Source organism: Bradyrhizobium sp. KZN70725 (assembly GCF_055264925.1).
Window position 1 is genome coordinate 1 of sequence record NZ_JBUYWT010000169.1, and the last position, 1,346, is coordinate 1,346.

The 1,346-nt window shown below is 61.1% G+C and carries 1 protein-coding gene; it reads right to left on the reverse strand.

The annotated features are described in order from the left end of the window. Positions 1-184 precede the first annotated feature (184 nt). Positions 185-1,288: an IS4 family transposase gene (locus tag ACZBJS_RS42500; protein WP_076824845.1), complete on the reverse strand. Its 1,104-nt coding sequence runs from the start codon at positions 1,286-1,288 to the stop codon at positions 185-187. Positions 1,289-1,346: the final 58 nt, after the last annotated feature.

The following is a 1,346-nucleotide window of genomic DNA, read 5'->3' on the forward strand; positions in this document are numbered from 1 at the left end:
GCCCATAGGCGCTAAAATAGTTTGATCATAGTCTGATAGTGGCGCTTATGTCTGGGTGGCTCGCGTAGATGTCGCCGGAGAGCGTGACTGGCTCTGCAGAGTAGAGCGATTGCGGGCTGTGGAATGATCGCTTGCCGTAGCGAAGCGACGAGCTGGCGCAGCAGACGCCACGTCACTGGGTGGGTCAGGCGGCGTCGGCCAAGCGGGGAGAGTCTTCGAGTTCGTCGACGAGCGGCTCGAGCAATAGAATGATCAGCAGATGAGCGAGGATATGGGGTCTGGCGGACCGCTCGTCGGTTCCGGGAGGTCCCTTCAGGCCAATCAGGCTTTTCAGCCGCTTGAAGCCGAGCTCAATGCGCCATCGCAGCCGATAGAGGGCGAGGATATCTGCAGTCGTGAAGTCCTCTGGCCTGAGTGAGGTCACCAGGATCACCCAATCTGCGGCGTCAAGTGTTTGCCTGGAGAGCTGATGACCTCCCTTTTGTGCAGTCCGGCGCGCCTTGCGTCGCGCAGCCGCAGCAGCTTGCGCCGGCTTCTTCGCGGCAACCAGACGCACTGCGAGCGGCGGCGCACCTGACTTGCGCTTTATCCAAATCGGCCGATCGATCAGGCCACGCGCCGAGGCGTTGCGCAGTTCGGCAGTGAGGTCAACAAGATTACCTTCGGCATCGAGCCAGCGCGCGCTCTTCCAGCCGGCCCGGATCACGAAGTCTGCATCGGCATCGACGAGATGCGCCATGCGCTCCGGTTGCAGATAGGCGCGATCGGCAAGACGGATCTCACCGGCAACCGCCGGTATCCGATCCAGCGTCTCGCCCGCTCGCTGATCGGTCAGTTCGAAGTGACCAAAGCGCTCCTGCGGAAGATCGAACGCGCTATGGATACGCCACACTGCGTTCTTGTTCCTGCCGCTCGTCCCAGCCTTGGGGACCGTCGTGGCGTCAACAATACGGATCAGACGACCGCGGCTCGCCTTCGGCGCCGCGGCGGCAAGCGCCTGCTCGACCAAGATTGCCAGCCAATCTCCGCACTGACGTAAGCGATACAACAGAGCCACGTTGGAGATATCGACAAGCCCAACCGACGTGGCCCATGCCGCCGTCAACCGCAGCCCTTTCTCACCAAGGCAATAAGCCAAGATCAGGCGCAGCAAGTCGACCGCATTGCTGATCTCCCGCGGACGGACAAACGCCTTCGTCTTGCGCGCGCTAATGTTCAGAGCCTCGGCTCCGCCAAGTCGGGCGACAACGCGCGCCCAATCTTTGTTCACAAGCGATTCGTGTGCCATTCCATCTTGGAATCACAAGCGAAGCCAAGGCGCAAATCCTATTTTAGCGCCTATGGGC